Genomic DNA, 26,009 nt, shown 5'->3' on the forward strand with positions numbered 1-26,009 from the left:
CCAGTATTTTGCGTTGGTCCTGCTCCCTCTCTCGTCGGTGGTACTGAGAGGCTCAAACTGTATCGTTGTGAAGAGCACTCTGTTGAATGATGTCTTCCAGTTCTTCTCTGGCGGTGAGGGTTAGTATTGGCGGCGGTGTCTTCAGCAGTTGGGCACAGCGAAAGAGGGTCTGATTCACACGCGTGGCGGCTGGGTCAATGTTTTGCGTGAAATAGATTCCCAACACAGAACGAGCCCTGGTCATCGCCACATACAGGCTGGATGCCAGCACGTTTTCCTCCGAGCCGATGAAATTATCAGCACAGGGAATCAACACCACCTCCGCCTCAAACCCTTTGTAGGAGTTGGCGGTAGTCACCAGTAGTGTGTTTTGCTTCCGCTCGAACTTTTGACTTTTCTGCTGAGAAAGCTCCACTCCGATTTTATTCAATCGGGGAGCGACATCCCTTTTGAGCCGTTCCCAGACCCATGCTCCATTGATAATCAGGCAGATGTCATTGGGCGGTACTTTCTCATCGACGAGCAGTCGTTCCAGATCGTGAGCGAGAGCTTTCAGTTCCCGATCCCGGCTGGGAAACCGGCGGACATAGGGCCGAGGCCCATCAATCTGGTTGTATTCCACATTCAGCCACTCCTCGCCGTCTCGTTCTCCTTTAGTGATTAACCCCAGCGACTGGAGTTCTTTGTGATCCTGTAAATCGGAAGCCGGGGCTAATCGTTGCAGGACATTGACCGCAAATTCCGTAATCGGTCGTGTCGAGCGAAAACTCTCTTTCATCACGGTGGATCGGCCACGGAGATCCAGACCGAACTCAGACCATTTGGGTGTCTTGCGCCCGTAAACATTCTGAGCATTATCGAAAAAAATATGTGCCGAACGACTGTTGTGATCTTCGGGAACAGTCTGTTCTACCAGCGAGAGGAGCAATCGGAGTGTATGAGGCCCCATGTCTTGAGCCTCATCAAGAAACAGTGCCCGACAATGATGCTGAAGTGTTTGTTCGTGCGACTGATTCAGAAACTCTTCCGAGGCTTTGTCATAGTTGTACTTGAAGGTCTCCATCGAGAGACCTGCACTGGGAAGCAGCTGCGCGAGCAGATCCCGCACATGAAAGAGTTCCACCTGATTCCAGGGGAATTCAAACAGGTTTGATTGATTCTTCCAGGCGGCTTCGATGGACGCGGATAACAAGCTATGGAGTGTCCGATTCGCATAGACAGCCCAGATCTTGGCCTCCGGATCGCTTTGAAGGCGACTGGCTGTTTGAGCCAGCCAGTTGGAAAGCACGACAGTCTTCCCGCTCCCTGCCACTCCACGCACTAAACGCGGTTTACCATCCAATTCCAGGTTGCTCAGTCGCTGCTGTTCCTGGGACAACACAGGTTTCATGGCTTTCCGGCGTACAAACTGCCCGCCCAGCGTATCATCATTCTCGTCAGGCTCGTCGACCTCGGGAACTGATGTTCCATCAGCGGGCTGCCAATGAACTCCTCCTTTTCGCCGTACCAGGACTCGAGGTGTCAGCATTTTGATAAGAGGGCTGAGATAAGGTTCTTCCATCTCCCCCCGGCTGGCAATCACGATCACCGCTTCCCGTGCCCGGCTGATCGCCACATTGACCAGTCGTTTCCATTCATCATGAGGCCACTGATGGCTTCCCGCATTCACCGTGTCAAAAATGACCACATCCGCTTCAGCCCCTTGCTGGCGATGAACCGTGGAGGCTTCCCAGGTTTCCAGCTCCTCCGCTGCAAACCACTCAGAAACAGCCTGGGCCTGCGCCACATACGGAGAAATAAAGAGGCCACGACAGGTTTTCAGGCCGGGATCACGGAACAGTTTGGCCAGAACAAGCAAGGTTCCTTTCCGAATCCAGCTTCGATTTCCCGGGCCACGTTCGGCACGAATCGCTGCCAGATTTTTCCCTTCTTCATCAATGACATACCAGATGGCCCGGGGTTGCTCGCTGAGTAATGGAGGGAGAGGACAGACCCGAGACGAGACTTCTGCCGCTGTCGTCAGGAGGGATCCATATTGATAGTTTGACACTACCTGACAGATCTCGGGATGCATCCGCCGCTGTTTGGTCAGCACATGCACCGCCAGTGAAACACTCGTCATTTGATGCAGATGACTGACACCACTATTCGCCAGCCATGCCTGCTGAACGGTCGTCAGCACCCGGCGGACACGGCTGATGGGAGCCAACTGCTTGGAATCCCCCACCAGCACCACCCGGCGAGCTGCCAGAAGAGACAGTGCCGCCGTGGCTGCTCGTGAAATCAGTCCGGCCTCATCGATAATGATCGTCGTAAATGGTGCATCTCCCCGTTCTAGCAGGGATCGCACCACGTCCTGATCCAGCAGCTGCAATGCTTTAAAGGCTGTGACGATTACGACACGCACATCCGGATGGGTCAACAAAGCCCGGCTGGTCTCTCCTAATCCCGATCGTAACTGCTGAATTTGTTTGCGAGCGAAGGCTCTTTCTTCCCAGGAATCAATGCGTGGCAATTGGCGTGTCAACAACTCGATTTTCTGGAGTGTGTCGGTTTCCATCCCCGCCAGTAGGGAATTCAGACCAGCCTTTGAGAACGATTCGACAGAAGCGCCCTTGCCGATCCGCAGCAGTTCCATGTCTTCGAGAGCTGAAGGTGCCAACTCCTGGGCAGCAATGCCCAAAGACAATGCCACAGCATCGGTCGCGCGGTTGGTCGTCGACACCACCAGAATTCGCTCACTGGGATCAGCCAGAACAGAGGCCAATTGTCGACCGATGGTGTAAGTTTTCCCCGTTCCCGGTGGCCCCCAGAGAATGCTCCAGCCATGTTGCCACCACTCTGAGAGGTGATTCAGTCCGACAGTTGTAGGTCGCTTCACTCGCGGATGAAGATTCCCGGTGGCCGCATTGAGCCGCCGATTGAGGTCTTCCGAGAGTGGTCGAAACCTTTCGTCGTGATAGATGGCGTTCAGGGTGCCCAGAAAGTCGAAGGGCCTCACAAGAAACGTGCCCACGGTGGGCGGAGCTTCTGAACTGGTCAGGTTGATAAAAAGACAACCCTGTTGCTGATCGACTTCCAGAATCTCACCGGCCCACAGGCTGGCTTCCTGAACGGGCGATTCTTCGAAGTCCGCCAGATCGATGGCGTCACTCTCTTCCAGAGCCTGCGGCCGAAACGCGATCGCGCCTTCCCAGGTCCAGTCAAATTCAATGCCACTTCCCACATGGATTGTATAGATAATCCCGCGAAGGCTTTCTGCGAAGACACTCACTTTTTGGCACGTCAGTCTCACCCACCTGGAACAGATTCGCAGTTCTTCGCGCACGGCTTTCCGGGCATCGCGAATGAAGGAGTCCTCGACCGCTGGTAGATCCAGTTCCCGGAGAAACCGAGCCGGCTCAACAGTCGTCTCCTCATCGATTGACGCAAAGACAATTTCCTCGGGGTCATCAGACACGATGGGAGCGCTTTCAAGGAATCAGAAATCCTGGTTGTTCACTGAGGGAAGTCTAACAGGAGGATTCCCATATTTCTGTCCGTGAAGCCCTCCATGGGAGATCAAAATCAAGCACAGAATCTTGTGGTATTGTTTTCTTTCCCGCCTGAAAAGAGGCGAACGGTCAGGCCTTGACGGGAAACTCCCGAAGTGGTTCATGCTCAGGAGAGTTGTTGTTGAGACGGGGAGAGTTTGAAAAACTGTACCGATTTTCGTTGGCGAAAGGGTCGACACTTGGATAGATTTCTTCGCAGAGACCGCCCGTGCTGGCGGTCTGTATCCATTTTCCTGGAGTGACTTTGTCTGATCCCGAGGACGCGTGTAAGCGGCCTCGTTACATCGCTGAGACGCGCGCGAGCGTCAAGAATCTGCTTCCCGCAAATACCGCCAAACTGAGCCGCAAGGCTCTTTGCAACAAAAGCAGTACTTGGAACCGCGCCCCCGCAAGGGGGCGTCGGCCATGTGCTGTTTTGTTGGCCCCTTGGCGGGGGTTGCGGGAGCGGTCGTGGTTCGGCGCTCTCTTTTCTTTTCCGCCAGCGGGGATTTTGTCATGTCTGAACGTTTCTCGATTAAGCCAGGGACTGCTGCTGATGGCACTTTAGCGGCTCCAGCCAGGAGTTCGCCCTGGATGCCCTTCCTTCTGGGGACTACGGTCGCCACGATTTTTTTTGCCGGTGGTCTCTGGTGGACGAGTGGAGCCACGGAACCCCCGGATCTCCCTCCCCCACCATCTCCTTCGCCGTCATCCACCAGCACCTCATTCGTCTCAGTTCCACCGCCTCCGCCACCGCCTCCGCCACCACCTCCGCCACCGAAGTTGGAAATCCCCAGTCAGTATCGTGCTCTGGCCGAGATCTTGTCACTGGGGATCACGAGCGAGCCGGAGGATTTCAAACAGACGACCAACAATGGTCTTGCGGCGGCCCAGCATGCGGCGTTGGATGCTCTGCAAGGGATCACCACCGAGGATCTGGAGATCCGTAACACAGCTGCTCGAGCCCATGCGGCATTAACCACGTTCGTCCAGCATTGGAACTCGCTTCAATCGCTTCCCGATCCGACATCGGCCGGCGATGTCATGCTGGATTCCTTTGTCTCTGGATTTGCCTCCGGCTTTACGGCAAATCCCGTTTTCGCCACAGACTCCATGAATCGTGCGGCTCAATCCGACAAAAATGCGGCTGCGAAACGGCAAGTCGCCATCGCACTGTTCAAGGCCGAACGGCAGTACGATGCGATTCATCAATCGCTTCCTCGCATTGCCAGTCGATTCGCGGCACCAGTCTCTGAGGCAGACCAGCGTTTCACCGTGGATATTAATGACACTTGGGGCGAGCGCACGTCTGAAAAATGGTTTTGCATTCATAATGGAGGAGCGGAACTCAAGGATTGTACCTTGCAGGTACAACTCACGGGGAAAGATGGCCAGATTCGACGCAACGTTCACTTTCTGAACCACTGGCCTGCGAATACCTGGATGTACGCTCAATACAAGGTGGGGTTTGCCCTGCCGGATGGAACCCAGGCCGACTCTCAATCCGTGGCTGCCATTCGGGCAGCGGATCTCTCACTCTGGTCGCCCGAATATTCAACGCAGTTCCATTATGACTACCACGGAGCGGAGCGGGATCAGGACGTTCAGAAATTCTGCGAACCCATTCAATTGCAAGGAACCTACCTTCCTTTCCAGAAGGGAATACTCTGGGACACTGAAGCGGGGGCCCAGCTCACGCTGACAGGGCTGGAATACCTTCCCCCAGGAAAAGTGACACTGACTTTCTCCACCGATAGAGAGAAGCAAAGTTGGTACTGGGATCAAGCCGGTTGGTCGCAGGGCGAGAAGAAATATTTTTACGCTCCCCAAGGGGGAATGAAGTTTATTCCCAAGGAGGTGGATGTGCGGCTGACCTTCCCCGACACGTCCGCCGAATTCACCCAGACTCTGAAATTCTGACTCCTTGATCAGTACGAACATCGCGGATATGGGGCGTTGGAAACTGGTCAGCAGCTATGAAGCTGATCCGGGTTTGACCGCCGAAAGCTTGTCTCTCCGAAACGCGGGCCAATAGTTCGTGGTCTCCCAGCCAATCGCTGGAGATCCTCTTTCTCCCCTCACGACTGGTCATAAAGGAATCTCATGTTTCATCGACACGCCTGGATCGGGTTGGTTTGTCTGGTCGGCATAATGAACATCGCTCAGGCCGAACCACCTCTCACCCCGGAGGATCAGCGTTTCTTGGAACGCTACCAACAGATTCGTTGGCAACAAGGGCCGGGTCGGTTTCCGGTGGGTACGCAAGCCACCATTCAGCTTCCCCAAGGATACCAAATCACGGATTCCCAAGGTTCTCAGATTTATATGAGTCTCCAAGGAAATCCTTCCGATAGCAGTCTTCAGAGCGTGGTCACGATGACTAACGATCCGTTCACAATATTTCTGGTCTTTACGTATGCCGACATTGGAAAAGTCGACGATAGCGATGCCGGTTCCATCAATGCCGATGAGCTCTTGAATCAGATTCGCGCCAACACCATCGCTGCGAATGAACAGCGCAAACAAGCCGGGCAGGAGTCACTCTTCGTTGACGGTTGGATCCTTCCCCCTCGCTACAATACGACCACCAAGCGCTTGGAATGGGCTTGCCGCTTGCGCCACGAAAATGGTGAACCAGGTGCCAACTGGGATACACGGATTCTGGGACGCAGTGGAATGATGTCCGTCAAGTTGGTAGCTCCTCCAGAGCAGATCGAGTCTTTGCTTCCCGTCATCAATGAACTTCTGCAAGGATTTTCTTACAACAGCGGCAGCGACTATGCCTCCTGGAAGTCGGGAGACAAAATGGCGGCTTTTGGCGTGGGAGCGCTGGTCACAGGTTCCACCACGGCTGTCGCGGTGAAACTCGGTTTATTCCAGAAATTGTGGCTGTTCATCGCCAAATTCTTCTATGTGATTATTGCCGCCCTGGGCGGTATTGGCTGGCGGTTCTTCGGAGGCCGGCGAAATCAAACTGCCCCGACGAAACCCGCTTCAATAACACCGTTCACGGAAAATTCCGGCTCTTCTTCCACGCCGGCCTGGCCACCTCTGCCCGCACCACCTCCAACCACCGGCCCGGATCGCCAACTCCCCTGAATAGTTCTGGAAGATCCCGGGCGTCGGGCCATGTCCGGCCTCGTACCCAAACCTTCTTCAAGCTTTGACTTCCCGGGTTGAGGACGTCGTCAGCGATTGAATTCTCCCAAGTCCCTTAGATCGACAGGGGTAGCGACGGCATGTTCGAGGCGACGGAACCACTGCTATGGGGAATCTTCCTCGTGCTATTCCTGACGGAACAACTGCGCATCCTCCCAGGAAGCCAAGTCCTGCTTTACCAAACCTGGACAGGATGCTGGAAAGTCTGTCCCACCGTGATCGCCAACTCCGCCGTCCGCATCGTCCTGCTTCCCTTGCGCCCCACCTCTCGTGTCGTCAAAGGGGCTGAATTGGAAGCGCTGGCGATGTTCCCTACTCCTGAAGGGATTGGGGAGAAACTTCCCGATCCCCAGGAAGTCCACGATGTCCTGGCTTTCGTCGAGGACTGGGGACGGAAAGGGCGGGAGGTGTCATGGGCCGCCAGCGGACTGGCGATCAGTTTGCTGGTCGTGCTCCTGCTCTGGCAGGGAATCCTTATTCTGCCAATTCCCTTCGCTCTCCGCTGGGGATTGGGTGTGATGCTCTATTGGTGGTGGGCTACGGTCATGCTGTATCGAAGAGCCAGAACCTCGCTCGAATCCCCCCATTCTCCCCTGGAACCAAGGCTGGGAGTCGAGATGCTGATCAGTCCACTGGTGGCAATCAAAGCCTTCACGATGCTGGGAGCGGATCGAATGGAGCGACGGAATCCCGTGGCGGTAACCTGGGCACTCATTTCACCAGGGGAACTGTTTCCCCATATCCGAAGATGGTACGGAGCGACGCCTCTCGTGGTAGACAACGACCCCGCGATGGGGACTCACGAATCCCCGTCACTCCCAAGGCTGAAAGCCCTTATGCAGTTGCGGGGAATGGATCTCTCCCTGGCCCTGGCCGCACCTCCGCCCGATCCCGATGCCCGGTGTTATTGCCCTCAATGCCATGGACAGTTCACTCGGCAGTTCACGGCCTGCCCCTTCTGTCCTCACGTGGAATGTCGAAACTTTGCTTCCCCGCCGGAAACCTCCACGGCCTCCATGCCTGTGGCGGCTTCTTCGGGAGGAGTTGATTCGATCCCGTAACTTCGCCCCTCGCCCCAAGTCGTTGCCGTGAGGGGCTTCTCAATGGTTTGACCCTGGTTTTTGTGAAACATTTGGATAAGGCATTTTTTCATGGTTCTGCATCTCGCCACGTTGGCCGTCGTCTGGTGCGGTTTCCTGATTGGAGGATGGTATGGCGGGAATCTGGGATCATTTGTCGGCGGCGTCTCGGCCATGCTGCTGTGCCTGGTCTTGACCGACGTCTTTCTCTACGACCGTCAGTTGGACGGGTTCCTCCCCAGACATCGCGGAACGATGACGAGTTTTCTTGTCATTATCGTTTCCATCGTTATGGGAGTCCATTTCTTTGGTGCGACATGGGGGCCGCTCCTGGGGATTGTCGCCGGAGAATTCCTGGGACGTTGGCTCAATCAAGCTCTGGGCTGGGGCGGCGAGCCGGTGCAGCAGGATCTCTCCTTCCGCATTCACTGTTTACTCTGCCCCGTGGCTCTCGCCTCCATTGACTCTCCCGCCGATCCCGAAGAACTGAAAACGCTCGACAAGATTGCTCGGAGATGGTTGCTGCCGATCGGCCTCCATCATGACCAGGATCGGTACAAATTCCTGAACGCCGCGAAGAGCGTGATGTATGACCAGGAATCGTTTCGCGTTCTCCGGGAACTGCCACCCGATCTGCGTTCGCAACTCCTGCTGGACAGTCTGGCAGTCGCCTATTCGCGAAAGGTGATCTCACCCGAGAAAAGGCAGGCACTGTTAAGCCTGGAGTCCCACCTGGCTCTTCCCGACCGATCCTGTATGGAGCGTTATGAGCGAGAGGTGACGCTCGACCGCTTGCGGAGTCCGGCCCTGCAAGTTCTGGGACTTTCGCCCCACGCAACACAAACTCAGGTCGATCTGACCTACCGGAAAGCGGTTCGGCAATACCATCCTGATCGTGTCCAAGGGGCTCCCGAGCACCTGTCGGAGTTAGCCCGCGAAAAAATCGCCGTTCTCAATCACGCCCATCAGATTCTCAAGACTGCCGACGTGACATCCTTGAGATACCTCTTTCGAGGATATCCTACCGAGGAACACCTGGAGCCGGATGGTCACTCGGCCTTCAACTGCCGCTGCTGGTTGTGCAATCAAGCCAATCGAATTCCTGAAAACGTTCATTTGCATTCGATCCGGTGCGGAGACTGCCACGCCTTACTGGGAGTGGTTCTTGAATCGTGAACAGATCGCTGGAACGGAGGCTGGAAAAGGTTGTCCGCCAGGATCTCGACACCTAACAACGGTTTCCACCCGAGATTTTGACCACGAGATCAGCATCATTCGTTTTGAGATCGCAGAGAGGCTCCGGTTGAAATTCTGACTTCTACCGGGATGGCATCGCCACCAGAGGCTTGAAGGTTGAGGGGCCATTCCGATCACACCTCATTCAGAAATGGGAGCAACACGATAGCCCTCTTTTGCAGGATTCCCTCTCCGTTGCCTTCCCTACACAGAGTACCGGTCTTCAGACGACCTATGCCATCCAGCCGCTAGGTTTCCCAATTATTCGCTTCACTATCATCCGACGGATCAGAAGAAAGGTCGATTTATGTCGATACTGGATCGCTCGACATTTTTCATTAAAGTACATACTGTTTTTTTTGAAGAGCTCGTTGATCGGTATGATATCTACGATCCTGATACCGATGAAAAAATCGGTGTCGCCGAAGAGCAGCCAGGCACATTGGTGACCTATCTGCGTCTGCTGGTCGGCAAGCAATTTTTTTCCACGAAAATCGTGGTGACGGAAACGGCCACCGGTGCGACACTGTTTGTGTTCCATCGCGACATGGCGTTCTTCCGGTCAAAAGTGACCGTGGTGTCTCCTGGCGGTGAGTTAATTGGCTACTTCAAATCGAAACTCTTTTCGCCGTGGGGTGGATTTCTACTCTATGATCCCAATGACCAGCAGGCGGGGGATGTGAAAGGAGACTGGAAAGGCTGGAATTTCAAGCTGCTGAGTACGTCCGGGAAAGAACTGGGAACAGTGACGAAGAAATGGCCCGGTCTGGCCAAAGAGATATTTACCTCGGCTGACAACTATGTGGTCGCGCTCAGCCCATCAATTCAATCGAATGCCAGGCTGGCCACGCTGCTGTTGGCCGCTAGTTTGGCGATTTATACATCTTGTGGTCGCATCTTCACACGCCGCTAACATGGCACGTTGCGGCTGGCTGTCCGTGTCGACCAGCCGCTGACGGGAACCATTCAGCTGGATACAGACCAGGGCATAGCGGGAGGTGACATCGTCGCACATCGCTATTGTCCTCCGCAAAGACGGGGTTCTCGAACCCAGGCGCTGTGCTGGAGATGTGTGTCGGCCCCGAGAAGGATCACGGGATCACTGTCCGAGTAGACCTGAGAACGGGTCTTGGGAAGCTTGGTAGGTCGGGGCATTGGTGGAGGAACCTTTCAAACGGAGATTTCCATGATGGCCGATTCGTATCCGCAGCGACCGACTGCCTTTGCGTTTCCGGTCCGGCGGATAAAAAGTGATATAAAGGGCGGCCACAGCCCGCCAGTGATCAGCATCGAGCAGGGAACCGGGATAGCGACAGAGCTTTGTGATCATTTTTTGTATCGCCACTTTCCGGGTCTCCTCATGTTCGGGGCCGGTTCGAATCGCCTGATAGCGAACCGGATCGGTCGGAGCCCCGTAACGAAAATACGGCGGAGGGCTTTCCGCAAAATCGCTGATTCCGAGATCGAGCAGTAGGCGACGTTCGCCGATCCAATCGGTTGCGAGGGTTTTGTGCTTCCCTTCAGAAACTGCGGGAGCATCGGGATCCGGATAAAGGCTTTGCCAATGCGTCGCCCCGGAACACCAGGGATGAATCTCTTTATGTCGGAAGGGATGATCGGCGCAATGGAAATAAAACTGACTAAGCGCTTCTTCCGCTGTCAGATCCCAATATCGCGTTTTCCAGGTATAGAGTCGCAGCTCCCGCCGCTCGAACAGCACACTGTCATAAACGGCGGCACAATGAAGCCAGCGATGATAAAGCTCGTAGGCCTCGGAAATTGCACAGAAGGGACAGAAGATCATCCTGTGGCATCGCAGCACCATTTGACCGCGAGCTTTGGCGAAACCGACACCTGCTGGCGGGCAGTTGTAGTCGTAAGTCGCTCGTCGCGGAGTCGTCTTGAACCCGAAAGATTGGAACCACTGCAGATGTCTCGCCCGCGTCACCGCCAGCTCGACAATTCGCGACGGCAACGGCAACGCAAATGGACGCAAAACATCTTTCAGAATTTGCGGATAGAAATACCGATCTTCGGCTGTCAGCAGATACGGCAGACCCCAGCGAAATTTGTATTTCTCGTATTTCCAAATCGTGGATTTCGTAAGTCCTGGGTGTAATTTCTTCGGACCGTCGCGAAAAAGAATCGGCGTCGGCAACGGCGGCCATTTCTTCGATTTCGATTCCCGTTTCGGAGTAGATTTCACCGCCGATTTCGCCTTTTTCAGCGATTTCGAAGATTCAGATTTCGCAGTTTTATCGGATTTCGGCATGGCGATTTTTCTTTCTCATTTTCTCCTCCGTCTTTAACGTTAAAGACGAAAATTTGGAATTCTCAAAACGGTTTTCAATTTCATTTCGTTTATTCCCCATTCGGGTCATAAAGAGGCTCCTATCGTCGCTTTTCTAATTTCTCACTCGCTTCGCTCGTTTCGAAATTCGATTTTATTTTCTTCAATTCTGTTCCCATTTCTGTTTCGAATCCGTTTCAGATCCGGATTTCGAAAACCAATAAATTCGTCTTTAACGTTAAAGATGCGAAACCATATAAATCCGCTCCAAAGTCTGTTTCTGATTCCTGCTCTGTTCGCAATTTTCAGTTTCTGAAGAACCAGAAACGAAAATGCGAAACGAAAACCGAAGCTTCCGTTCCGCATTCTCTGCTCCCGAGATCTGCTCAAAACTTTTTACAGATTCATTTCTGCTTTCGAAACGATGTCAGGCCCTGCAAATTCTGTCGCTGCAATTTCTTCATCGCGGCTTCGATCTGTTCCTGATCGGCTTTCATGCAGAGACGACTGCTATTCGCTAAGTTGTGACTGAAGCGATTAAGATCGGTCTGATCTCGTCGATCATGATGCCAGGTCACTCTTAAACCAGCCTCCATACAACAACGCTGCATCATGACCCAGAGCGGCATGTTGGCTTTGCGACGCAGCGGGTACTGACCACCCATCGCGGTAATTTCCGAATCGGTCACGATATGCAGTCGAGTCGTGCCAGGGGTTGTCTGATCCTTTGCGCGTCGCGCATTCATAATGCTTCGGCAGATTCTGGCTCAGCCAAAGCAGCGGCAGCGCGTAGGCCATCATCTCGGCCACATTAACCGTTCCGAAATTGAAACCGCCATGAAAGACTTTTCGTCGGTTCCGTTTCGAGATCAGCACCGAAGCGAAACCGCAGGCATGTTTCCAGGTCGTGCCGCTGCCATCGCCGACGAGCAGATAATCAAAACTTGTCGGGTCGATCTTGAGTCGCTTCAACATCTGATCCATCGGACTCTGTTTTTCGATCCGGGTCGTTTTCGGCATCGTCGCTATCGCTTTCTGGTTTCGGTTGACCGCTGCAGGTAACGCAAGGTCGAGACGCTCGCAGCTCTCTCGCCATTGCCTGTCTTTCTTTATCAACATCGAAGTCCAGGTCAGCCAACATGTCGAAGGTGGCCTCGGTCTCTGTCCTCGCTTTCTCCGCTGCGGTGATCTCGGCATCGGTGACATCCGTATGCGGTGTCAGGTTCCAGCCCTGGGCTTTGCAGAGGTCGTTCAAGAAATTGGCCAGCCGACTGGTCGCCAACGCCCCAGACAGCACCAATAAGACAGGCTGAGCCCAGCCCGGCAGAATCGCGGCCGACAACCAAAAGAAGCCGGCGACCCAGACCGAAAAGCAGAAGGGGCAGTTAACGGCATAAATCGCCCCAGGAGGCTCCGGAACGGCAAAGTGGCCCAGGATTCCAATAAGGCGGCGTCAACGCGTTCCTGGGCCCATTTTCGGGCCTTCTCGACGCCGTCCCGTAACCCGGCGGCGATCTTGCCATGCCGCCAGATCTCGACGGGCTCTGGCAAAGGGGACATTCATCGTACCCGCAGGGGGATCCTCCCTTCATTTCTTCACCGTGAACAAAGCGAGGATTTAAAGATGCAGCCTTATCACGGTTTCGTTTTGAAGTTGGCTGGACTTTCAATGTCTGCCGTGGTCGGACGCTACGACCTGTTTAGTCTCCCTATTTTGAGGTTTGATCGTCCATGACTAGATTTCGGGGAACACACCGAACCTGAACGGCTTTCAAAGCCTTACCGAAGCACTGAACCCACCACCTCATTGCCTATCAACGGAAGGGGATTTACTAAAAAAATACATCGCATCACTTTGCTTAAAGTACTTCCTTCCGACCCACTTAACGAGGGAATAGCGAGATCCAGTATTCTCAGAAAACTCAACCACCGGCTTGCGGCTGATGAGCGCAACTTCTTTCAGTAGATATATTTACGGCAATATTTAAATATAAGAGGAAAATGAATTTGTTGGTCAGTACAATGGGGCGGCATTTTCAATGTTCAGCAGGCAGGCTGATGCCGTCTCATGCCCGATTGAAAACCAATGCCGCAGTGGAGCGAAACGTTCTTCCTGGAGTAAGAGGGTGTCGGCTTGGGTCAGTCCCTGCGACGAATGTCTGTGTCATTTCAAACATAAGAAAGGATGTTTCCAGAAAAGTTGTTTTCGGAGGATCTCCCCGAGGGGATCGATTCTAAATTCGGTGAGTCGTGGTTTGGACGGCTTGATCATCCGCGACTGCACACGGCCTCTGGGAGGCCATGAAGATGTCGGCCTTTTGCCAGAGCAAGGGATTCGGTTCTTTAAGTCAGATAATGGGCAGCGGTTGGCCCGGTTCAACACCGCTGGGATTGTGTCGGCAGCGAAGATGGCCCAGTCAATTGAGGGCTGTCTGACGACAGGCATTCTGTTCACGTTTTTGATGGCAACATGTCCTTGCTTTTTCAGCGGGATTGACACTCTGTTTTCAACATTTGGTCTTGCAGTCTTGCTCCATGTTGAAGTGGTTGAAGTGTCAGCCCCCGGTTCTGCGTCGGACACGTGTCCCTAAGTAATTAGGCCCGTGTCTAGAGCTCGCGTTCCGAATGCAATTTTCAGTTCACCCGCAGTCGCGATTCTACGTTCGTCGAATGCGCTGGGTGACATCCTTTGAATTCAGTTAATCCATTCGCCTTTCAGGAGTCCTGAATTTTGTCTCAAGAAAAAAAATGCGCCTCTCCAGACAGTTTGCTGAAGTCACTCCCCCTCGTCTTTCCCGACTGGCAGGGAACGTTATTCCCTGCGGTTCCTCAAGGTTACCAATTAACTTCCCAAGGTCTCTTTCAGGGCGAAACACTCGTCACTCCCACGCCCGTGCTCATCGTCGGTGAAACACCGGGCGTGGGAGTTCGGCCCCGCCGGAATCTTCTCCTGCTCGTGCATGCCAGTGGAAGGTACCGATCCATCACTTGCAGAGCCTGAAAGGTATTAAGGATCTCATTGATTCTCGTGTGCAAGTCAACGAGCAGAATTCAAAAATGCTCCGGCGTTACTTTGACGCGGCGATCATGGAGTTTAGAGATCAATGGCCCTGTCATCGGGATCGTTCGGTCTGGGGATACGCGGTCTCCATTCCCAGCTCCTCACCGACCACACCCGCGACTTATGAATTCCAGTACGGATCGACCCACCTTGCCCTCCGGGATTCCGGAGGTGCCAAAGATCCTCAATCAAATTCGGCCATCGTTCCGTTCGACGAGGACAGCGAACTTCTGCATTCCAAACGTCAGGAACTCAGAAGCAATGGCTGGAGATGGTTGAACAGGCCGCGGAATATCCCGTGCTGCGTTTTTTGGTGGTGGCCAGCTTTGTGACGCCACTCTTGAAGATTGTCGAGAGGCCGGCTTTTTGCGTGAGTCTGGCGGGGCCGGCGGGATGCGGGAAATCGATCGCGCTGAAAATTGCAGCCTCCGCCTGGGGTGCCCCCCGATCGGAGACGGGGCTGCTGCATGATTTCAACCGCACGGAAAATGCGATGATGGAGCTCGCGGCGACTTATCGTGACCTGCCATTGTTCATCGACGAGCGCAGCTATTTAGGGAAAAAGGAAAAGGAAGTTTTAGAAAAGCTGATCTACACGATCGGAAACGGATCCCACAGAGCCCGCGTCGGACAACGCTCCAAACAAACCTCCCGGACAGTGGCCTTCCTGACAGGTGAAAGTTCGGCGTTGGCCGCTGTTCAAAAGGATGGAGCCATGCGGCGGGTCCTGGAGTTTTCGCAACTCCCCTTCGGCGAGCAGTCGTCCGAAAAAGCGGAGTGTGCCAGAGAACTGCAACGCCTGGCCATGAGCCATCACGGTCACGCGGGACGGATCTTCGTTCAATTCCTTCTGGATCACCAATCCCAATGGCCCGCCTGGAAGGAGTGGTATCTGGAGTTCGAACAAGCCGAACGGCGATTCGCACCCGGCCAAAATTCCCTCGAAGACTCGCTGGTCGGACATTTGGCGCTGGTGCGGTTGGCCAAACGATTACTGCGTCGTTGCTTCCCAATGTTGAAACCGGTTTTAAGGCATGTGATCAAGCCGCTGCGGAGAGAGATCTACGGTTCCCTGCAACAGTCGGACAAGGCCCAGGAGATTTACGATGCGCTTTGTCACAAAGCGGCTCAGCTGGCCAATCGCGGATCCAAGACTCCTGGATCCGATTCCTGGAGCTATGACCCAGAGAAGCGAATTCTCCAAGTGACTCCCCAGGCACTCGAAGGGTTTGTTCGATCTCGATTTGGACGGGAGATTGACTCTGTCCTGATGGCTTTCAAGCAGCGGGGCTGGCTTCGCCAATCCCCCCGGGAGGCCGCCAAGCCCGTTGGTCGGTTTAAAATTCGCAAGCGTGTCAACGGGGTGATCACATGGTGGTACGAGATTCGGATTCTTGAAGGGTTGCAGGGAAGACAAGCTCCTGATTCTGGGAAACCGCCTCGTGTCAAACGGGCCTCACGACTCTCCAAGCGGGTGTCCCGGCCCTTGACCACTTAATCCCTTCTCATTTCGCGCGCACTGCGCGATAGGAAATCGAGGGGTGAAGGAAGATCCCCTCACGGACGGCGAAAATTCAGCCTGTCGTGGGAGCTAAAAAAGAGGGAGTGGCGGGAAATCCTGCCACTCCCTCTTTGTGTTCCCTGGTCCTCACTCGCGATGGCATCAGGGGGAGGCGGCCATTTGTGTGACCTGCCGTTCCTTCCGGTTTCGCGGACTGGAGGCTTCGCAGCACCGTTCCGATTCCGTGGAGATCACCTGATGATCTCCCGGCGGGATCAGGTTGTCGGGACTGAGTGGCATGTGGATATAGAGCCGCTGGTGATGATCCCACCGGATCGGCGAGCCGCTTTCATGGAACCCCAGTCTCTGGAACCCCATGGCCAGTGCCGATACGAGAAATCGAGTTTCCAGGCAGACTTTCCCCGGCTGGCCATAACGGGAGGAACGCGTCAGACGGATCTCCGTGGCCTTCTGAGAGTGGTTGGTGCGGCGACGGACAACCGGCTCGTCACCGGTGAGATCCACCGTCAACGGCTGATGAGTTGTGGAGGATGGGGACGCCTGGGCTTTGAGCCCCTGAACCAGCAACTCTTCCAACCGCGAGGCATCGAGGGGATGAAGTTCCAGCCGGGTGGCGTCACTCCTCAGTGCGGGGATCGCCAGATCGACCTGGGGATAACGTGACTCGGTGGTGAGCTTGAGCCCCACCGTCCAGTGTCCCAGCCTCAGCACCAGGTTTGTTTGCGTCCGGCCGATCCGAACCTTCTGATCCCGCTGAAATTCCGGAGCCTCGAACACATCCGTTCCCTGGACAAGCAGATCCTCGTTCCAGGGAAGCTGCATCCCTTGGTGGATCAGCAGCTGATGGCTGTCCGTGCCGACCAGTCGCTGACGGGAACCACTCAGTTGGATACAGCCCAGGGCATAGCGGGAGGTGACATCGTCGCGCATCGCCATTGTCTGCCGTAAAGCCGAGAGAAATTCAGGCGGACAGGAGAAGTATTCTTGAGGATGTCCCCAGAGGCCTTCTTCCGGTTCATCCAAGACGGGGAACTCGCGTTCGATCTCGAACCCCGAAGAGTTCCAACTCGCCTTCACGATGTCCTGATCGATCATCAGGGAGACCATCTCGTCATCTGGCCCCTGGCATTCCTTGAGGAGCTTGGCCGAGACCGTAACCCGATGACGACATTCTGATGACGCGATAGAGCGCGTTTCTTCGGAATCGATCTCACGTTCCCAGAGAATCCCATGATCCTGGGTGGTGCAGCCGATCTGCATTTGGGAACCCGTTGACATCAATGTGACCGGTGGCTGGATCTTGCGGGAGAAATGGATCAGTCCCGCTTTCCGAAAGACAGCCAGCGCCCGGCGAGCCTCGCCGCGTGTGAACAGCAGCATGCAATCCCTTTCGATCAAAGGAGGAGGGAGACTTTTTGAAAAACAACCGACCCGCTCCCACCGGGTCAGGGCGGAAGCGGGACGGTTCGGTTGGCAATCAGTTGGCGGGAAGTCAGCCATGACCGCGATTGGCAACATGCAGCTGGAGCGCATCCCAATCGAGGTAGAGATCCAGCAGTTCGTCGTCCGCCAACGGGGGCGAAAGATCGATCAGCTCGAACCCCCGCTGGTGGATTGTCAGCAGGTCATCACCAGTCGTTTCGGAGATGGCCCGTTCAAGTTCACGTCGAGTCATGGAGAGAGGCTCCTTTCGAGAGCAGTGTGGTTTCGAGCAATAAAAAACTCCCCGGCCCTCGCCCTGCCGAAGCAGCCACGAGAACCGGGGAGTGAAGAACGTTCATGGGGAGAGCGAGTCAGTGGTGCTTAAGGCGGTGCTCCAGCAGCCAGTCGACTTCGGCCTGGAGGGCTTGGCTCCGATGATCAAAGGGCCCGAGCTTCGGTCCTTCCCGCAGTTGGGCCCACCAGTGGCCAGTGCTGTCGGGTTCGACATCACTGGCCCGTTCGATCTGGAGCAGCCCCAGGGCCGCCAGATCGATCACTTCTGTGTAGAGGGTGATCACCGATCCATCGGGCTGAATGAGGAGGGGAACGTCCATCTCAGGCCTCCTCAGCCATGCGCGGGCAAATCAGCGAACGACGCGGGCGATCCACCAGAAGTTGATCCAGCTGCGATTGCACCGCTCCCATCTGCCGGGAGAGCTGCTGCCGCAAGCTGGGTTGATCCCGCAGCGCCTGCGGCGACACTCCCTTCAGCAGCCCCTGGGCCTGCTGGACGAGGGTTTCGAGCTGGTCGTGGGAACCAATCTGGAGTTCCTTGAACCGCTGGAAGAACTCGTGCAGTCTTGAGATGGCCGAATCCCGGAACACCTTGGAGGATTGATCTCCGCTGCCGGAGATCCGTTCGCAGAGATGCGAGACCAGGCCGTTGAACTCGTCCAGGAATGCCGTCTCCGCCAATTGGATCGCTTCTTCAAACCGGGCCGAGACCCGGGCGCATTCCCGCTCGTAGAGCTCGGGAGCGATCGACTGGAGGTGTTCTGGAGGTGCGACGCTGGGGTAATCCCATGCGACCGCGAACTCGTGCCTCAATGCCGTGGGATAATCGCTGGGATCGAACAGCGAGCCGAGCCGCTGTTGGGCCTGCCGCTTAAGGTCGTCGAATTCGACGACCAGTTCTCGTACCGCCCGATCGAGTTCCTCGCGGAACGCTTCCAGCTGGGCCTCGAAGGCGTTGATCCGTTCCTTCCGGATCAGTCGCAAGCCGGGTTCGGGGAACGGCAGAGAATTGCTCTTCCAGTACTGAAGGATCTGGCTGCGAACGGCCGTCACATTCCGATAAGCGGGTGCTGACGTATCGAACAATTTCTTGCCGGCTGACAGGAACTTCTCAGCGGCTCCAAACGGTTCCGCCGCTTGAGCCTTCTGTTCCACGGTCAGCGACTTGCGGGTGCCGAGCCACGTGAAGCTGAGCCGCACAGCGGCCATCGTGCCCCGTAACCGCTCAGACGCAGCGGACGACTGCTGTGCCGAATCCGTGCGAGGTTCATCCAACAGAGATGCACTCCTGAGGTTGCCTTTCGTGAGGAATATGGGGTGTTAAAACGAAACGCCGTTCGATCCGGGTGAGGGAACCGAACGGCGTTGGGGATGTAGTGATGTGTGATGTCAGTGACCAGAAGGCCAGACTGGGCCGTGGAAACTCGAAGGCATGACCCCTTCAAGACAATCGGTCATTCAGCGATAGTGTCGACTGCGGCATCGCATGGGAGCGTTGTGAGGAGCATCACGGAGAATCAACCAGCGATCCGTCTCAACTCGTTTAACAGCCTGACGCATCGAAATTGACAAGGCTATGCCACGCCGCCAAACTGCGAAAATCTTCTTCCGCACTTCGGCGGTCGAATATCTGTTAGCGGCCAGCACAAAGGTGAATCGCAGTATGGGACTCATGATCCATTCACTCGGCGAAATCCCGGCTGACGCCCAGCGTGGCTATTTCGTGTACTTGCTTGACTACGGATGGGATGAACCACTCGGTGAAGTCCTCTTTAAGAACTTCGACCGCATGGCTGATCAAGCCTCTCGCAACAATTCCGTTGTTCTTCGCGGGCTTGTTGGCTCTCATTTCGTTGATGAGGTTCTTTCGTGGCATCAAGTCAATGGGCAGCCCGCTGACAAGATACTTCCGGCCATACTCGTCACAACAAGAAACCCGCACGACTTCCGCAACGCGGAAATGGCCGAAAGCAATGGAGACGGTAAACAACATCCGATGCTTTTGGTTCCATTGCGCGACGCATGCAAATCAACATCGGATGTCGCCACGTTGATCGAAAGAATGTTTTCGGATATCCGCGACGGCAAAGAACTCTCACAGTTCCAGATTTCGCAAGAAATGCAACGCGGTCAAAAGGGTGCGCTCGCCGATGCGTTGATACTTCGACCAACAATCAGCGGTGTCGGTGTCGACCTCAAGCAAATCTTCACATGGTTTCGCGTCCGAATGAAACAGGGCCGCTAACAAGGCGGTCAACCCGAGTGGCGGATCGACCGGATTCTGAGATCACTTTCATTTGGCCGGCGTCTGGTTACCTTTATCTTTAGACCATTGGCGAGATTAAACGGATGAACGGAACGCGCCCTGCGGAACTTCGAGTCCATCGCCCAGTTGCTGGGAATCACGCTCGCCGAGCTGATGGAAGGGCTGTGAATGGCGAGCGTTTCGGCCTTTTCAATCAGCCGGATTCCCGCCGTTTCGTTTCAGTTCATCGACGAGTCGCGATTGACTTTCCGGCGAGAACCAGCCCCCATTTGATTCGGCTTTGCTTGATACAGCCCCAGCTGCTGGGCCGACAGGCATCGCCCGCTGGCCCAAGTCCGCAGCCCCTCAATGCTCTCCGCCGCCGTCGCGGCCACCGGGATCACGTTCTGCGCCGCCTGGATCAGCGTCACATCAAGCAGCACCAACAACCGGCAACAGGCTTTGAATTCGGCTCTAGTCCAGTTCGCATTCTCCGGTCTCCCGGTCGATTGCGAACTGGCTGCGGGCAAATGGTCCAGATCGCGTCCTTCTCTTCCCGCGTCCGCAGTGGCCAGCCTAAGGTTCGGTTCAGAATAGACTTGCGTCACATCAGCCGAAGCATATCCCAGTACCACTTGAGCCGCTTCCAGGAATTTCGGTTCGAACTCTTTGACAAGACTGAGGGGGCCAGAAGGAGTTGCCGAGGCCCGGCACTGCTGTTGCTGGACGGCCAATTCAGCGATCAACCGGGCATAGCGCTCGTTGGTTTCGGGCTTTCCGTATCGACCGAGATAATGGTCACGTCCCTGAAAGCGAACACGGGCCTGGCCGGAAGATTTGTGAAGCGTGAGACGTGGTACGGCAGGGGTCTTGGGCCTGTCGCCCTTCTTCAAGAGGAATGCGATCCTCGATGTTCCCACAAAAGTGGTAGGACTACCACTTTTTCAGGAGTTTCGAGCCGTACTGCCAAGTCATCCACAGAGGACAGACCGATACACCAGTCCCAGCAATCGGTGGGCGTAGGAGAAATGTCCCCGAGTGGGTTCGAACCACTAACCTTCGGCTTCGGAGGCCGACGCTCTATCCAGTTGAGCTACGGAGACGATTTGTGAGCTACGAAGACGACCTGGGCATACAGGCGACAGAAACATTCACAACCTGAGACCACCAAGAGTCATCAGTATCTCAGGATCGTGGCGAGAGTCAATCAACTTGGCTTTGGCAAAAGAGCCTGTTTATACGCTTCCCAGAAATCAACCGGCATTGAAAGATGCGTACAGCATACTTGCCCAAACCAGCAAACATGGCGCACAAAACGCCGTTAAATCCTAGGATCCGTATTAGACCCGTTTCCGGGTCGGTGTGGCGGCTTTTGTGCGTCGTTTGTCTTGGGAAGTAGAGATTTTACCCCGCCAGATGGCAGGAATGTTTGCCCAACTGAAACATGTTCTTACGAAACTCGCTCAATCAGTGCCTGATAGGCCCCGTCCGCCGGGTTGCCGGGGATGAACCGCTCTTCTTCGACCAAACGGAAAGTTGGGCCGTTGGGATCCGAATGAGCCGCCAGAAACTCCTGGACAATCCGCTCGTTTTCCAACGGTTCAATACTGCATGTCGAATACAGGATTTGTCCGCCAACACGAATCTTTCCCGCAGCTGTCTTCAGAATGGAGGCCTGCATCACCCGCAATTCATCCAGATGTGATGGTGAGTATTTCCACCGAGCTTCCGGCCGCTTGCCTAAAACGCCCGTGTTGGAACAAGGGACATCAGCCAGAACCTTGTCAAATTCCATCGAAGGGAGATTCTCACCATTCGGGCCAATGGTGATGGTGCGAATGATATTAAGTCCCAGCCGATCAGCGTTCTCATAGACCTGACGAATACGGCCACCATGCGTATCGCTGGCGATAATTTCGCCCTGATTTTGCATGAGTTCGGCCATGTGGCAGGTTTTGGAGCCAGGGGCGGAACATAAATCAAGCACCTTGTCACCCGGCTGCGGGTTCAATCGCCTCGCTGCATACTGTGCTGAAAGATCCTGTACTGAAAAGTCGCCTTCTGCAAAACCTGGGATTGTATTGATACGGACGGTGGAGAGCAGCCGGATCGTTTCTGGCAATGCACCGTCTTCCGCAACAAGGTCAGCGGCAAACAGCTTCTGACGAAAGGTCTCGCGGTCGGTCTTCAGCAGATTGACACGGAGGGTGGTTTCGGTGACCTGATTAAACCAGAACGCCATCTGCCGTGTGTCTGCTGCACCGTATTGTCCCACCCAGCGTTCGACAAGATCATTGGGAAAGCTGAAAGCGGAAGCAATATATGACCCCGGCGTTAATTCTGGAGACGGGAACAGATCCTGAGTCAGCCGACGATACTGCTGGTGACCGATTGGCAGCGCATTCGGAGCAGGTTCGGAAACTAAGTCATCGGTCATGATACTCACGGCATTTCTCAGTACGCCGTTCACAAAACCACCCCATCGCAAATTGGCTCGTTTCGCCAGATCGACCGTCTCATGGACAGCGGCGTGTTGAGGTATCCCTTGACAGAGAAAAATCTGGTAAAGGCCAATTTTCAGCACTGTTTGTAATGGGCGTTCCAGCGTGTCGATCTGACGATGAACGAGCGCCAGCAACAGAGTTTGCAACGTCGACTGCCGCCTGACGACGCCACAAATCAGCTCATACGCCAATCGTCGATCCTGAGGAGTCAGCGTCGTGCGATCAACCGCCTGATCGAAGACTTCACCAATATGCCGAGTACCGGCGTGGTGTGCTTCAAGGACATTAAAGGCCAACTCCCTGGCATTACGCGGCGCCAGAAGCTGCTGAGGTGGCAGCAAGGAAATATCCTGTCGCGGGCCACGGCGCGCTCCTTCATGCTGAGGAGTCGCTTGTGAATGAGTAAACTGATGACGAGTCTCTTGATGAGAACGGTCACGACCAGAAGCCGGTTGCTGATGGCCTCGATTCTGCCCCTCCTGAAATGGGTTCCGGGGGCGAGCTGGACGTTGCCCTTGAAATTGTCCACCGGGAGGACGGGCTGGCCGAGCCTCGCTCCAGCTCATCCCGCCGCGTGCCTCGCGCTGTGGCCGTGGTCCGTCCTGATTCCGGGGGGGACCTGAGGAATCTTGATTTTCGTGCGAGTGCCGAAAGCGAGGTTGTTCATTTTGTGGTGAAGAGGGAGAGGGAGCTTGTGACGACTGAGAAGTTCCCGTCGTATCGGGATGACCTGTCTCACCAGCATTTTCTCTTCCAGGCGCGACCCAGAGAAAAGGGTTTGGCTGGGAACGACCAATTCCTGCCGATCGGGGAGGACGCTGTTCTCTCTCTCCCTGGCGAGAATCTCGGGGAGCACGACCAGTGGGTGGAGCCGAATGCGGTGGTCGTCCCGTTCCAAAGTGTCGGGGGCGATTGGCCCCATAACCGCCAGCAGGAGCAGACCCTTCGCTCCGATAGGAATCGCGAGGCTGAGTCCCTTCTGTTGAACTGCCCGTTGAATTGCCCGTGCCCGGCCCTGGCGCAGGCATCCCTTCACCGGTACGAGTATTAATGACTCCCCCGTGAGAAAGCGGGGGATGCTTGCTGCTCTTCTGGCGCACTGTCGGTCGGGGTTTACCGGGACGACGAGGAGCACCGCGACGCTGGCGGAACGAGTTCTCAGCTGGTGATGAAGATGATTCGCTACCCTCTGAAGGAACAGACGGCGTCGCACCAGATTCAGGATTGCCAGTTTCGTCAGTCATGATGAGCGGCCTTCTTTGCAAAGACTTGTGAGATCCGCAAAGAAGTCGGGATACGTCTTTGAGGTACAACCGGGATCGTTGATGATGATCCCGGAATGAACGAGGCCCAGTAGAGCAAAGCTCATGGCCATGCGATGATCATCGTAGGTCTCCACCACATGAGGAGCGTTCGCCGTGCATTGTGGCAAACCCGGAGTGATGGTCATTCCCTCGGAAAATTCCGTCGCCGGGATGCCCAGTTTGTTCAACTCTGTGACAACGGCCGTAATTCGATCCGTTTCTTTATGGCGTACATGAGCGATATTGCGGATGGTGGTTGGGCTGTTGGCGAAAGTTGCGACGACGGCCAATGTCTGGGCTGTATCGCTGATCGCGTTCATATCAATGTCGATGCCGCGCAGCGGTCGACCAGTGACCGTAATGCGATCATTTTCCCACTGCACATCACAACCCATTTGCTCTAGAGCATCGACAAAGTGCACATCTCCCTGGAGCGCCTGCCGGTTCAATCCCTCAACGGTGACTCGACCTTGAGTTATGGCAGCAGTTGCAAAGAAATAGCTCGCTGCTGAGGCATCGGGTTCGATGTCATAACGAATCGCCTGATACATTCCCGGCTGGATGAGAAAATGGCCAGCACGTGAGCGGTCGGTCTCAACCCCAAATTGCTTCATGACCTGAATGGTCATTTCAATATAAGGTTCCGAGACCAAGGCCCCTGTGGTTTCGATATCGAGAGGAACCGCGTTGTAGGGAGCAGCCAGCAGAAGGGCACTCAAGAATTGACTGGACTTACTGGTGCCAATTGTCACATGGTTACGATTAAGCCCTTCAGAGGTAATCCAGACTGGCGGGCAGCCACTTTGCTCTTTACAGACGGCCCCACATCCCATCTGGGTCAGTGCGGAAGTCAGATCTTCGATGGGTCGCTCGCGCATGCGGGAATTGCCATCGAGGGAGTAAATCCCCACTTGATTGCGGCCCGGTCCAATTGCGCACAAAGCTGCCAGAAACCGAATACTGGTGCCGCTATTTTCGAGCCAGAGATCCGCCCGTGTGTTGGGGATCTGGCCTGCACAGCCTGTGACCGTTACCCGTTTTTCTTCAAGGCGGTCATCTACCGAAATCCCCAATCGCTTGAGGCTGTCAATCATGACTTCGGTATCACGGCTTTTCAGTACACCCGTTAACTCAGATGTTCCCCGCGCCAAAGCGGCGGTCACCAGGGCGCGATTGGTAATGCTCTTGGAACCGGGAGGACGGATCGAGCCAATCACAGGGTGGCCGACCGGCGACATGACATACTGACTTATGGCTGACACTTCAGCGCTTCCCAACTGGCTCAATGAAAGATTTCAATAAAGTTCTTGGCGTATTTGGACACGGTCAAAAATCAGGCAGATTCTGGATGTAGCCGGTCGACCGCGAAGCAAAGCAGTGTAACACCGCTTCTCACAGTCTGCCATCATCTGAGTGCGGACTTGATTTGACCAAAGTTTCCCACCTTGATGAGAACTTTTGTTCAAACGTTGCTGGGCCTGCGAACATCCCCAGAAGCAGAACTGGAGACAGATCCCCAAGTTGCCCTTCCGAAGAATCTGCGCGACGGTCTTTAGCTGTTGGGAAGAATAAAAAAAGGACGCCCATGCTTGAGCGCCCTTTTCAAACGATTTCAGGGTCATGCGACTTAAGGCCACAGCGGCCTCACGTCACACAAGCTGATTTATGCTGCCGCACGGTCGTCGTCCCAATCAGGAAGACGATTCTTGCGAGTGCGATCCATACTGATGGTATCCGCCCCGAAGGGGGAAAAGGCCATCAGGTAGGCATCTTCATCGGAGTCTGCATAATGCCCACGCAGAACCTCCACTGCATGGCAGCCGCGGCTCTTGAAGAAAAGCTGAGCAGCCAGATTTGTTTCGCGAACCTCAAAGGTGATTTCCTGGCGGCGCTGCATGGCCAGTTTGCCCACCAGCTTATCCATCAGCCGTGTGCCCACGCCTTGACGACGAACCCAGGGAGCTGTCGCAAAATTGAGAATATGCAATTGGTCTTTGAGGAGTTCATAGACCATATAGCCCACAATTCGCTCACTGTGCTCGGCCACCATGCCAATGCAATTGCGCTGACGCAGGCAGTTGAGGAAGTCTTCTTCAGACCAGGAGTATTCAAAGCTTTTGCGCTCGATTTCGAGCACTTCCGGCATGTCGCGGCGGATCATCCAGCGAATCTGAACGTCGCACAGCCAGTTTGTTGAATTGCCGCTTGAGAATTTGCTGACAGTCACCGTGGCCTCCTTGCCAACCCAATCAAAGGTCATAGTGACCTTAAGCAGAATTCTTTGAAGTTAAAATCGGAATAACCATCACCATCGGAAAACCAGAGAGTGCACGACAGTACCAAAGGTGAGTCATCACGAG

The 26,009-nt window shown here is 55.0% G+C and carries 21 protein-coding genes and 1 tRNA gene; 8 read left to right on the top strand and 14 right to left on the bottom strand.

Translation table 11 applies throughout. The annotated features are described in order from the left end of the window. Window positions 1-52: 52 nt before the first annotated feature. Complete coding sequence (locus SH287x_RS08895; protein WP_479518349.1) at window positions 53-3,460, bottom strand: AAA domain-containing protein; 3,408 nt, start codon at window positions 3,458-3,460, stop codon at window positions 53-55. 589 nt (window positions 3,461-4,049) lie between these two features. On the opposite strand from SH287x_RS08895, the gene SH287x_RS08900 reads away from it, so the two are divergent. The 5 genes from SH287x_RS08900 to SH287x_RS08920 all read left to right on the top strand — a co-directional run bounded on the left by SH287x_RS08900 (window position 4,050) and on the right by SH287x_RS08920 (window position 9,920). Continuing rightward, window positions 4,050-5,453: a hypothetical protein gene (locus SH287x_RS08900; protein WP_479518350.1), complete on the top strand. Its 1,404-nt coding sequence runs from the start codon at window positions 4,050-4,052 to the stop codon at window positions 5,451-5,453. A 183-nt stretch (window positions 5,454-5,636) separates the two neighbouring features. After that, window positions 5,637-6,632: a DUF2167 domain-containing protein gene (locus tag SH287x_RS08905; RefSeq protein ID WP_479518351.1), complete on the top strand. Its 996-nt coding sequence runs from the start codon at window positions 5,637-5,639 to the stop codon at window positions 6,630-6,632. A 140-nt stretch (window positions 6,633-6,772) separates the two neighbouring features. Continuing rightward, a complete protein-coding gene (locus tag SH287x_RS08910) occupies window positions 6,773-7,753 on the top strand; it encodes a hypothetical protein (protein WP_479518352.1) in 981 nt (326 codons plus the stop codon). 90 nt (window positions 7,754-7,843) lie between these two features. Continuing rightward, window positions 7,844-8,947 (top strand): J domain-containing protein, encoded by a 1,104-nt coding sequence (locus SH287x_RS08915; RefSeq protein WP_479518354.1) that lies wholly within the window; start codon window positions 7,844-7,846, stop codon window positions 8,945-8,947. Between the two features lie 367 nt (window positions 8,948-9,314). Further along, on the top strand, window positions 9,315-9,920 hold the full coding sequence (locus tag SH287x_RS08920) for a phospholipid scramblase-related protein (RefSeq protein WP_479518355.1): 606 nt from the start codon (window positions 9,315-9,317) through the stop codon (window positions 9,918-9,920). Window positions 9,921-10,106: 186 nt separating this feature from the next. Here SH287x_RS08920 and SH287x_RS08925 read toward each other — a convergent pair whose 3' ends face one another. The 3 genes from SH287x_RS08925 to SH287x_RS08935 all read right to left on the bottom strand — a co-directional run bounded on the left by SH287x_RS08925 (window position 10,107) and on the right by SH287x_RS08935 (window position 12,741). Beyond that, window positions 10,107-11,165, bottom strand: a complete 1,059-nt coding sequence (locus tag SH287x_RS08925) for a hypothetical protein (protein ID WP_479518356.1) — start codon at window positions 11,163-11,165, stop codon at window positions 10,107-10,109. A gap of 693 nt (window positions 11,166-11,858) precedes the next feature. After that, on the bottom strand, window positions 11,859-12,281 hold the full coding sequence (locus tag SH287x_RS08930; protein WP_479518357.1) for a hypothetical protein: 423 nt from the start codon (window positions 12,279-12,281) through the stop codon (window positions 11,859-11,861). Next, complete coding sequence (locus SH287x_RS08935; protein ID WP_479518685.1) at window positions 12,235-12,741, bottom strand: DUF1360 domain-containing protein; 507 nt, start codon at window positions 12,739-12,741, stop codon at window positions 12,235-12,237. Before SH287x_RS08935 ends, SH287x_RS08930 begins: the two co-directional genes overlap by 47 nt. Window positions 12,742-14,028: 1,287 nt before the next feature. Between SH287x_RS08935 and SH287x_RS08940 the strand changes: the two genes are divergently transcribed. After that, window positions 14,029-14,298, top strand: coding sequence for a hypothetical protein (locus tag SH287x_RS08940; RefSeq protein WP_479518358.1), 270 nt, complete (start codon window positions 14,029-14,031; stop codon window positions 14,296-14,298). Between the two features lie 247 nt (window positions 14,299-14,545). After that, window positions 14,546-15,856: a DUF927 domain-containing protein gene (locus tag SH287x_RS08945; RefSeq protein ID WP_479518686.1), complete on the top strand. Its 1,311-nt coding sequence runs from the start codon at window positions 14,546-14,548 to the stop codon at window positions 15,854-15,856. Between the two features lie 165 nt (window positions 15,857-16,021). Here the strand turns inward: SH287x_RS08945 and SH287x_RS08950 are convergent, their stop codons facing one another. The 5 genes from SH287x_RS08950 to SH287x_RS08970 all read right to left on the bottom strand — a co-directional run bounded on the left by SH287x_RS08950 (window position 16,022) and on the right by SH287x_RS08970 (window position 19,270). Then, window positions 16,022-17,260 carry a hypothetical protein gene (locus SH287x_RS08950; protein WP_479518359.1) on the bottom strand — a complete coding sequence of 413 codons (1,239 nt, stop codon included), beginning with the start codon at window positions 17,258-17,260 and terminating at the stop codon, window positions 16,022-16,024. Window positions 17,261-17,372: 112 nt separating this feature from the next. Then, a complete protein-coding gene (locus tag SH287x_RS08955) occupies window positions 17,373-17,555 on the bottom strand; it encodes a hypothetical protein (protein ID WP_479518361.1) in 183 nt (60 codons plus the stop codon). A gap of 118 nt (window positions 17,556-17,673) precedes the next feature. Next, window positions 17,674-17,916, bottom strand: a complete 243-nt coding sequence (locus tag SH287x_RS08960; protein WP_479518362.1) for a hypothetical protein — start codon at window positions 17,914-17,916, stop codon at window positions 17,674-17,676. A gap of 1 nt (window position 17,917) precedes the next feature. Further along, window positions 17,918-18,805 carry a hypothetical protein gene (locus SH287x_RS08965; protein WP_479518363.1) on the bottom strand — a complete coding sequence of 296 codons (888 nt, stop codon included), beginning with the start codon at window positions 18,803-18,805 and terminating at the stop codon, window positions 17,918-17,920. A gap of 249 nt (window positions 18,806-19,054) precedes the next feature. After that, the gene (locus SH287x_RS08970; RefSeq protein WP_479518365.1) at window positions 19,055-19,270 is read right to left on the bottom strand and encodes a hypothetical protein; all 216 of its coding nucleotides are present in this window, start codon (window positions 19,268-19,270) and stop codon (window positions 19,055-19,057) included. A 115-nt stretch (window positions 19,271-19,385) separates the two neighbouring features. Between SH287x_RS08970 and SH287x_RS08975 the strand changes: the two genes are divergently transcribed. After that, window positions 19,386-19,841 carry a hypothetical protein gene (locus tag SH287x_RS08975; RefSeq protein ID WP_479518366.1) on the top strand — a complete coding sequence of 152 codons (456 nt, stop codon included), beginning with the start codon at window positions 19,386-19,388 and terminating at the stop codon, window positions 19,839-19,841. A 239-nt stretch (window positions 19,842-20,080) separates the two neighbouring features. Here SH287x_RS08975 and SH287x_RS08980 read toward each other — a convergent pair whose 3' ends face one another. From SH287x_RS08980 to rimI, 5 genes are all read right to left on the bottom strand, one after another. Beyond that, a complete protein-coding gene (locus tag SH287x_RS08980; protein ID WP_479518367.1) occupies window positions 20,081-20,734 on the bottom strand; it encodes a hypothetical protein in 654 nt (217 codons plus the stop codon). 136 nt (window positions 20,735-20,870) lie between these two features. Then, window positions 20,871-20,944 (bottom strand) — tRNA-Arg (locus SH287x_RS08985). Window positions 20,945-21,291: 347 nt separating this feature from the next. After that, window positions 21,292-23,589, bottom strand: coding sequence for a transcription antitermination factor NusB (locus tag SH287x_RS08990; RefSeq protein ID WP_479518368.1), 2,298 nt, complete (start codon window positions 23,587-23,589; stop codon window positions 21,292-21,294). Continuing rightward, window positions 23,586-24,911 (bottom strand): 3-phosphoshikimate 1-carboxyvinyltransferase, encoded by a 1,326-nt coding sequence (gene aroA, locus SH287x_RS08995; RefSeq protein WP_479518369.1) that lies wholly within the window; start codon window positions 24,909-24,911, stop codon window positions 23,586-23,588. Before aroA ends, SH287x_RS08990 begins: the two co-directional genes overlap by 4 nt. Before the next feature lie 401 nt (window positions 24,912-25,312). Further along, window positions 25,313-25,810 (bottom strand): ribosomal protein S18-alanine N-acetyltransferase, encoded by a 498-nt coding sequence (rimI, locus tag SH287x_RS09000; protein ID WP_479518687.1) that lies wholly within the window; start codon window positions 25,808-25,810, stop codon window positions 25,313-25,315. Window positions 25,811-26,009: the final 199 nt, after the last annotated feature.

This window comes from Planctopirus sp. SH287 (assembly GCF_056500625.1).